Origin of the sequence: Chitinophaga sp. 30R24, from assembly GCF_049056765.1 — a bacterium.
Classification (GTDB): domain Bacteria; phylum Bacteroidota; class Bacteroidia; order Chitinophagales; family Chitinophagaceae; genus Chitinophaga.
On sequence record NZ_JBJGXX010000003.1, the window covers coordinates 453,019 to 462,086 of the forward strand.

Consider the following 9,068-nt stretch of genomic DNA (forward strand, 5'->3'; position numbering starts at 1 on the left):
TTCTTATGGATAAAACATCCAAAATATTAGAGTGGATAGATGTTTTGAGGCGCAGACCATTGATGATATTATCAGATACGAGTTTTTTTTCGTTACGAGGTTATATAGAAGGATACATTGATGCATTGGGTCTTGCATATGATATACCTAAGTTTACTCTACGTATAAGTTTGTGGTATCAGCAGAAAGTAGGCATGCAATCAGATGTACTTTGGATAAATCAGATTGTTAGTTATAATAGCGACAAGTCAGATGAAGAGTTGAAGTTAATGGTATTGCAATTATTGACAGATTTTTTTGAGGAGAATCCGGAGTGGTACAAACCGGAATACTGGAGTTAGTTGAAGTTTAGAGTAATGATATAAATAGAAGGAGTTGGCCCTTAGGGTTAGCTCCTTCTGTTTATCAATGAGTATATGTTTGTTTAGTTTTAACATCCCTGATAAAGGCAGCGATAACCCTAAGTAATGCTGCTTTATCTTCTCCTGGTAGCGTCTCAATCTCTTTAAAATACCTGATCACTTCTGCATCATGGAGTGCAGCGCTGGCTTTGTCAGTAGAGCTACCGAAAATTAAATAATCCACAGAGGTATCCAGTGCCTCGGCAATCTTCCTTATTACTTCTGCGGGAGGTTGCGCACCTTTAGTCTCATAGCGTCCTATCTGGGCGTATGAAATATCTACTTTATCAGCAAGTTCTGATTGTGACCAGCCTTTGGCTTTACGGAGTTCAAGAATACGGTTACCGAGATTGTTTTTTTGAGACATAATAGTCTGTTTAGGTTAACAAAAATAGCTGATCTGTAGCAGTTTTGGTGTGTTTTTGATACTGATGGGGGCTAATGTGCGAAAAATAAGTTTGTTTGTGTGCTACATAAACGTTTATTCTGCTGCATAAATGTAGCAATAAAATATTTTTCCACAACATTCTATTGAGTTAACTAAAAATGCTTTTTATGTTGATCAGCAATAACAGACAAATCAAATTGCAACCTAAACACCGGGATCAATCAGGGAATCATACAGTAGTGCCGTGGCTCAATATCAGCGGTGTGTGGTTGGATGAGTTGGGTTTTAAAGTGGGAGATATGGTAAAGATTGCCACCCGTGACAGGCTGCTGATCATAGAACCACTGGAAGGCACAGAGCAGGCAGTGCATGAGTATAAATCTGCCTTACAGGAAATGAAGCAAACGCTGAAAAAGCTGGCGCAATGAATATGCAGGAGATCAAGCAGCAGCTGACATTATCTTCCGTATTGCAGCATTACGGGCTCAAACCTGATAAGCACCTGCGTTTACACTGCCCGTTCCATGATGATAAGACGCCGAGCCTGCAGGTGTATTATAAAACACATACCTGTTATTGTTTTAGTTCTAACTGCAAAACACACGGCAAGGCATTGGATATAATTGATTTTGTTATGCATAAGGATAGTTGCAGCAAACATGAAGCTATCGAGAAGTGCAAACAGTTAATCGGTGGCGCTGCCACTCAAAGGCCCCTTCCCTCACCGCCTGGTATAGATATACTGGGCAGCATGTTTATCTATTTTAAGAATGCGGTTCATCACAGCAAACCAGCCCAGGAGTATATAAGAGGTCGTGGGCTGGATGCTACCTGTCTGGAGATCGGTTATAATACGGCACAGTTCCATCATGGCAATCGCAGAGATGAAACCTTTATCCGCTGCTGTGTAGATGTAGGGTTACTATCGCCGTGGGGAACCAATAACCGGGATGGTGGGCAGGCTTATAAACCTTTTGCCAAGTACTGTATAGTGTTCGCGTTACGTGACCGGCGTAACCAGGTGTGTGGTCTGTACTTCCGCAGTACGATTAATGATGAAGATCAGAAGCACTTTTATTTAAAAGAGCGTCGGGGTCTGTATCCTGGCTATCCTAAAGCTGAAACTGAGCGTTTAATCCTTACCGAAGCGATTATAGATGCTGCCACTTTGCTACAACAATCCGCTATTACAAAGGATTACAGCGTATTATCCTGCTATGGAACCAATGGTTTTACACAGGAACACTGGGCGGCAGTTAAATCCTGGCCAGCCTTAAAGGAAATCATTTTTGCCTTTGATGGTGATGAGGCAGGAAGTAAGGCGGTCGCTAAATATGCGGCAGCGCTGCGTGAGCAGCTGCCGCATATTGTTATTACAACACTTACCGTTCCTGCTGGCGAAGATGTAAACAGCATGGGCTTATCCCATGAACCGGATATTTTTGTTCACCTGCTTAGTGAACGGAAAGATTTTTTTCTTTCATCTGAAAGTAAAACACCGGAACCCGCTACGGTGGCTGTTGAAAAGAAGCCATTACCTGATGGTCTGGATACTACGAATCCTTATAAACTATACTATAGTACGGAGGGTATATCTTATTATGTGCAGGGTGGCATCAGCAAGCAGTTGGATAGTATGAAAGTAACACTAGTGATAGAACGGAAGGATAACAGCCAGAAAAGCCGTAACAAGCTGGACCTGTATGAAGATAAGCAGGTAGATAAACTGAGCAGAGAGGTGAGCGAAAAACTATTGCTTGATAAATCCTTGTTGGATAGAGATTTATACCGGTTAACGGATCTGCTGGACGAATACCGGGAAAAGGCTCTTATTAAACCGGGTGGGGATACCGGGTCTGTTACAGGTGTATATCCCCTTACGCTACAGGAATGTACAGCGACCGAAAGTTTTTTGAAGGCACGGGATCTGATAAAAAGATTAAATGATCTGTTAGGGCAGGCAGGTATAGTAGGAGAGGAAACGAACCGTTTATTTTTACTGCTGATCGCCATCAGTTATAAGATGCCCGAAACCCTGCACGCGCTGATACAAGGTAGTAGCGGTAGTGGCAAGACCCGGTTGTTAAAACAAATATCTGATTGTATCCCGCAGGAGAAAGTCACCAAGTTAACCCGCGTTAGTGATAAGGTATTGTATAACTATCCTGAGTATTACTTTATCAACCGGTTGTTATGCCTGGAGGATATAGATGGGTTAAGCGAAGAGGCGGAGTTCGCGTTCCGGGAGTTGCAGAGCAATGGAGAGCTAAACAGTGCTACCAGTATCAAGCTGGATAACGGGCAGATCACCAGCGGCCAGAAAACAGTAAAAGGTCCTATTGCCTCTCTGGCCTGTACTACGCGGGGAGAGATCTATGAGGACAATATGAGCCGTGTGTTCCTGCTGGCAGTGGATGAAAGCGGAGATCAGACCAACCGTATTATTAACTACCAGAATAGTAAAGCATCCGGAGAGATCGACGGTAAGAAGGAGCAGGAAACAAAACAGTTTATACAAAATCTTGTACGGTGTTTACAGTCGTGCCAGGTGATTAATCCCTATGCCAGCAAGTTACAGTTACCACAGGATGCACATAAGATCAGGCGTTTAAATGATCTGTTTTTAAACTTTGTAAAAATGGTAACACTGGTACATCAGTACCAAAGGAAAAAAGATAGTAAGGGTCGTTTAATTGCAGAAATATCCGATCTTGAAACGGCGGTAGTTATTATGTTCGATAGTATTGTGCTGAAGGTGGACGAGTTGGATGGTAGTCTGCGGCAATTTTTTGAGCAGCTGAAGTGCTGGCTACGTAAGGAGTACAGCGAAAATTATAAAACGGCTGTTTTTAGCCTGCGGGAAGTTCGTCAGGGAATGCGGTGTAGTAAAATGCAGGTGTTCCGTTGTTTTAGCGATCTTGGACGCCTTGAATATGTACGTCAGCAGGGCGGCCATGCTAACCGGGGGTTTACCTATCAGGTCATCTACTGGGATAATTACGAAGCCTTACGGGCAAGGGTGAAACAGCACCTGCAAACGCAAATCGACCTGCTTAGAAATGTTACACCAGACCCCTCTATGTTACACCAGTGAAACACCAGAGAAACGCCAGAATCGGCTGCCATAGCCCAAATGTGCGCTGGCGTAACGGGTAACAAAAAAGTGTTCAAGCCCCCTTTTAGAAAAGCATCATACCTATACCGGAATCACCGTATCGTTAGCCCTTCCTTTTATTTTATCACAAAATAATATCATTAGTTATGTACCCGATCGTAGATAGCTTTAAAAGCTATCTGTCTGTACTGGGATACAGCAGCACTACGCAAAGTATGCTGCCTGCGTGTATCCGTGACTTTTTGGAGTACGGGCAGTATAGCAGTATAGGAGAGATCCAGCCAGTTGATATCAGTATGTTTTATGAATGGTTGCATGAACGGCCTTTAAAGCGTGGTGAAGGGGGCGCCTTGAGCGAAATGATGATCAGTCATTACGTGTATGCGTTAAAGGTATTTTTTAGCTGGCAGCTTGAAACCGGAGGCATTGCCAGTAATCCGGTTAGTGTATTGAAATTTAAAAGTCCAGGACGCGGCCACCGGGAGCCCTTAACAGTGGGGGAAATAGAAACCTTGTTTGCTGCGGCAGTCACCTGCAGGGAACATGCTATGTTACATCTGTTTTATAGTTGCGGGCTAAGACGTAGTGAAGCTGTACGGTTACAGTTATCCGATGTTCACCTCCGGCAGCGTTTACTGTATGTAAGATCAGGCAAGGGTGACAGGCGGCGTGTGATCCCCTTAACGGGCAAGGTTGCGGTTAGTCTGGAGCAATATGTATTACAGGAGCGGGGTAGGGCCAGGTACACGGGTACTGCATTTATGCTTAATAACATGGGTAGGGCTATGCGTGGTGATAGTTATGCGACCCTGCTCAAGTCTTTACTGCGCAAAGCAGGTATGCGTAAGTGTATCAGCCTGCATTATCTGCGCCATAGTATAGCTACCCATCTTTTACAAAGTGGTATGAGTATGGAATATGTACGTGACTTTTTAGGTCATAAATGCCTTGAATCCACGCAGATCTATGCGCGGCCCGGATCACATCAATTACAAGCCTTATGACATTATATGAGTATCTCGAAAAGCACTACACGCCTGCTACGGTGGAAGGTTATCACCGTGAAATAACCATCTTCTTAAGCAGTTACCCAGCTGCCCCCCTGGCTGGTTATGCAGAGTTGATCAGCTACTTAAGTGTTTTACGTGAGCGTTATAATAATACAGCTACTTTAAATCGCATCCTGTGCAGTATTAAGGTTTACTATGATTATTTATGTAGCACCGGTACCCGTAATGATCATCCTGGCCGTTCTATCCTGCTCAGAGATCAGCGTAGCCGTGATGTACAGTTGCAGGACCTGTTTATTCCTGATGAACTGGAAAGGTTACTGGATCGTAAAGAGCGTTATCAGGCGTTATATTACCGTAACCGGGTGTTAATGGGGCTATTAGTCTACCAGGGATTAAAGCCGCAGGAAATGGCCTTAATATGCGTTACAGACGTTAACCTGGAAGCGGGCAGCATCTACATAAAATTTACGCATACCACTAACAGCCGTACCCTATCGTTAAAGCCTGTTCAGATTATGTTGTTATATACCTGGCTGCAGCAGGTGCGTCCGCGGTTGTTAAAGGGTGCTGATAGTGATGCGCTGCTGATCGGCCACAGAGGAAAGCCTATGAGCGCTGATGATATAGTAAAGCATGTAATCAGGAGTTATAAAGATACTTATCCCGGACGGAGAGTAACGGCGCAGGCAATACGCGGCAGCGTGATCGCTAATCTGTTACGGCAGGGTCATGATATAAGCGTGGTGCAGCAGTTCGCGGGGCATAAGTATCCATCGAGTACAGAACGTTATAAACAAAGCGGGGTAGAAACGCTGAAAGCCGCGATAGAACAGTATCATCCGATGAGATAAACCCGGTTGCTACTGATATGCAATGATGCTTCTAATCATTGTAAAGCCTTTATGTTGAAGGAAAAAAGGTCTCACTACGGGCTAGGTCGGCAAAAAGGCGCGCCAGTCCTACGCTTGCCCCTTGCGCTGCGCTACAGGGGCTGCGCTTCGTCCTGTCACGCTTTTTGCGCTCCCGTCGCCCTTCGTTCGGCCAGCTCCCGGTCTGGCTAAGGGCAGTTTTTAATCATGGTCGTTTTAATGCCCGCCATCCCTACGCTGTCCATTTTGTCCGCCCCCCGCCGTCCCACCTGGCCTTCCATTTTTGATTTTGCCGTCCGCTGGCGCTCCCGGCGAGATATAGGTCGAAGGCGCGGCTGGCTGTGGCTCGCCCTCGCTTGGCCCTTCCGCTGCGCTACAGGGCCTGCGCTCAGGCTGCCGCCACAGCAGCCAGGTGGGAATGGCGGTGTGGGGCGGCAGCCCGTATGTTAGGGCGACAGGATATAGCCATCAGCGTTATACCGCTGACCCGACACCCGGAGAGTAAGACTGCGCGAACACCAGCGTCAGTACCCTGATCAGCTGTAGTGCTATCTTGCTTCCGTCCCGGTAGACAGATGATGTGATCAGCTGTAGAACATAGGCTGGACGTTAGTTCTGTGACCATCGGCAGCATATAACATCAGCAGCAGTAACACATCATCTATCTACCAGGACGGTTGCCTGCCTTTTACCCGCTTATATTTTTTTCTTTCAGTTGAAAAAAACAGATGAAATAAAAAGTAATATATTTATAGGAGTTCTTTGAGTAGATGCCAGGTTGTGGATGGGAGGTGAGGCCGTGGAGCCCGGGTGAGTGGTGGTTTATAGATATGGGTTTAATGGGAAGGAGAATGACAATGAGGTGAAGGGGGAGGGGAACCAGCAGGATTATGGAATGAGGGTGTATGATCCGAGGATTGGGAGGTTCTTTTCTGTCGATCCACTGGCAAACAAATATCCAACTCAATCTACATATTCCTTTGCAGCTAATAATCCAATAATGTTAGTCGATGTAAATGGGATGGGGCCAGGAGATCCTTTAAAACATACTGTGGCTAAAGGAGAGTCTTTGGCAGATGTGTCAAAAAAGTATGGTGTTTCTGTTGAAGATATTTCTAAGATGAATAATATTAAAGATGGGAATTTAGTCGTTGGCCAAGTTTTAAATGTAAACCCGGAGGCGAATTTTTCCCAAAATCCACGTGGGGGCTATCAAAATCCTAACAACGCTGTTGGTGTAGAAACACCATATAATGATATTGCTAATGTCGGATTGAATTATGTAGCAGGGACTGGGGCAGAAAATACAATAATAACAGGCGGAACTGCTTTGGCTTCTGTACAGAACTGGGCTGAAGTAAGAAGTAAATTGTCATATTTGGTGGACCTTGTAATGTTAGATGGTAAAGCAGTCCCCGGAGAGGCTTATGTGGCTAGCTTTCGTCCAGGTAGTTTACTTAAAAACGTCAAGAAGGGTGTAGGAGAAGCATGGGGTAAGATCAAACAGTTTGAAGATCCTTGGAGAGATAATAGCCAGAATTCGCCTATTCATGTGCTAGGTTCATTTAGTATCTCAATACGCGTGAATGCAAACGGAACTACAGCAACAATATGTGTGTATGATTCAAAAACTACTAGTTCTTTTAGTGATAATAAGGCAGGTGGAAATGTAAATAGAGGTAGACAGGGAAGTCATTTTTTACCATTAACCAGTACTTATCAACGTTATTTGTGGAATATAGACTTTGCTCCTCCTCAAGTACCGTTACAAGAAGCGGTTGAAAGCAGCTGGGATGGAATTTTAAGATTTTGATAATAATTTAATCATATAATTAATGAAGAGGTGTTTTATTGGGCTACTACTTATGCTTACGGGGTGTGCTTACACAGAAAGTAATAAAGTGATCTATGAAAAGAATGTCTTAGGGAATATAAAATTGTTTAGAGATGAGAATATGCCGAGCGTTGATTTAGTTATTGCTCCAGATGAAGAAAGTATGTTTACAATAGTAGAAGATTGTAATCAGGTTGCAGTGGATACAGGCAACTTGAAAATATTAATTTCAGTAAGAGTTAATGACTATCAAAATGATTTTTTTGAAGTAAGGGTCTTGGATAAGTTTAGTCAAAGTCCAGTGGGAGCCTTCGATAAGAAGCATATTGATGAAAAGTTATTTGACTCTTTATCACAAAAAAGTATATTAATTTATAAGAGGCCGTGATAGGATTGATTGATATCACTAACCTATAATGTAAAGCCTTTCTGGGGCTTTTGCATTATAGGTTAATGAAGACGGACTGTACCTCGTATCTATTTATGGTAGGTGTGCCTTGCTATAGCATCACGAATAAACATGTCCAGTAGTTTAAAGGCATCAGCTTTATCCTGGTCGTTTAATTTTTGTATATAAAATCTACTCATACTACTAACAGCCGTACTTTATCCTTAAAGTCCAGTCAGATATTGTTATTACATACCTGGTTGCAGCAGGTGCGCCCGCAGTTATTAAAGGGTGCTGATAGTGATATCTTGTTGATCGGCCATAGAGGCCGCCCCATGAGTGCGGACGATATAGTAAAGCATGTAATCAGGAGTTACAAAAATGCTTATTGTCTTGTCCTGAAATAGGTTTACACAAAACGTGTAAAAAATGAAGAAAATCGTTAAACCAGAAAATGGTTATTATTTAGAAGCTGACAAGCACCTTATCATTAAGGCTTATTTGAGTTCAAATAGAACGAAGCAGTCTGTCTTGTCCTGAAATAGGTTTACACAAAACGTGTAAAAAATGAAGAAAATCATTAAACCAGAAAATGGTTATTATTTAGAAACTGACAAGCACCTTATCATTGAGGCTTATTTGAGTTCAAATAGAACAAAACAGTCCATCTGGAAAGAGTACACAGTGGATTTGCAACAAAAAATAGACAACTTATTAAGCTGCTTTATTTAGAATAGATTTACTAAATTGTAATAGTCAATATTTAATCTGACAGACAGCTAATTTTGGGCCCAACGAATCAGCTGTAAATCTATGAATATTTTATCCACTAAAAAATTTGCAGAGCTACCCGCTCATTGTGACTCTGCAAATTTTAGTGGATAAAGCATCAGGAAGTTACTTCGGCATCTAAATACCAGTCTGTAATACGCTTTCTCTTAGCCAATCCAATACTGTCTGTAAATGTCTCCAGGGGAGTCTTCCCAAAACAATACTTTCCACTGTGGGTTCTTTGTCCATTATAATAGTTCATCCAATCATCTAAATCTGATTGCATAGA

General features: G+C 43.0%; 9 protein-coding genes. 8 read left to right on the forward strand and 1 reads right to left on the reverse strand.

The annotated features are described in order from the left end of the window. Nucleotides 1–5 precede the first annotated feature (5 nt). Nucleotides 6–341, forward strand: coding sequence for a hypothetical protein (locus ACDQ55_RS11985; RefSeq protein WP_420981629.1), 336 nt, complete (start codon nt 6–8; stop codon nt 339–341). Between the two features lie 64 nt (nt 342–405). Here ACDQ55_RS11985 and ACDQ55_RS11990 read toward each other — a convergent pair whose 3' ends face one another. Further along, the gene (locus ACDQ55_RS11990) at nt 406–768 is read right to left on the reverse strand and encodes a helix-turn-helix domain-containing protein (RefSeq protein WP_420981630.1); all 363 of its coding nucleotides are present in this window, start codon (nt 766–768) and stop codon (nt 406–408) included. A 188-nt stretch (nt 769–956) separates the two neighbouring features. Between ACDQ55_RS11990 and ACDQ55_RS11995 the strand changes: the two genes are divergently transcribed. The 7 genes from ACDQ55_RS11995 (at nt 957) to ACDQ55_RS12025 (ending at nt 8,740) form a co-directional block, all read left to right on the forward strand. Next, on the forward strand, nt 957–1,217 hold the full coding sequence (locus tag ACDQ55_RS11995) for a SymE family type I addiction module toxin (protein ID WP_420981631.1): 261 nt from the start codon (nt 957–959) through the stop codon (nt 1,215–1,217). Beyond that, a complete protein-coding gene (locus ACDQ55_RS12000) occupies nt 1,214–3,883 on the forward strand; it encodes a CHC2 zinc finger domain-containing protein (RefSeq protein ID WP_420981632.1) in 2,670 nt (889 codons plus the stop codon). The genes ACDQ55_RS11995 and ACDQ55_RS12000 overlap by 4 nt, the downstream gene beginning before the upstream one ends. 167 nt (nt 3,884–4,050) lie before the next feature. Then, the gene (locus ACDQ55_RS12005) at nt 4,051–4,908 is read left to right on the forward strand and encodes a tyrosine-type recombinase/integrase (RefSeq protein WP_420981633.1); all 858 of its coding nucleotides are present in this window, start codon (nt 4,051–4,053) and stop codon (nt 4,906–4,908) included. Then, the gene (locus tag ACDQ55_RS12010; RefSeq protein ID WP_420981634.1) at nt 4,905–5,768 is read left to right on the forward strand and encodes a tyrosine-type recombinase/integrase; all 864 of its coding nucleotides are present in this window, start codon (nt 4,905–4,907) and stop codon (nt 5,766–5,768) included. Before ACDQ55_RS12005 ends, ACDQ55_RS12010 begins: the two co-directional genes overlap by 4 nt. An 835-nt stretch (nt 5,769–6,603) precedes the next feature. Then, nucleotides 6,604–7,599, forward strand: a complete 996-nt coding sequence (locus ACDQ55_RS12015) for an RHS repeat-associated core domain-containing protein (RefSeq protein WP_420981641.1) — start codon at nt 6,604–6,606, stop codon at nt 7,597–7,599. A gap of 22 nt (nt 7,600–7,621) precedes the next feature. Continuing rightward, nucleotides 7,622–8,008 (forward strand): hypothetical protein, encoded by a 387-nt coding sequence (locus tag ACDQ55_RS12020; RefSeq protein WP_420981635.1) that lies wholly within the window; start codon nt 7,622–7,624, stop codon nt 8,006–8,008. A gap of 567 nt (nt 8,009–8,575) precedes the next feature. Beyond that, a complete protein-coding gene (locus tag ACDQ55_RS12025; protein ID WP_420981636.1) occupies nt 8,576–8,740 on the forward strand; it encodes a hypothetical protein in 165 nt (54 codons plus the stop codon). Nucleotides 8,741–9,068: the final 328 nt, after the last annotated feature.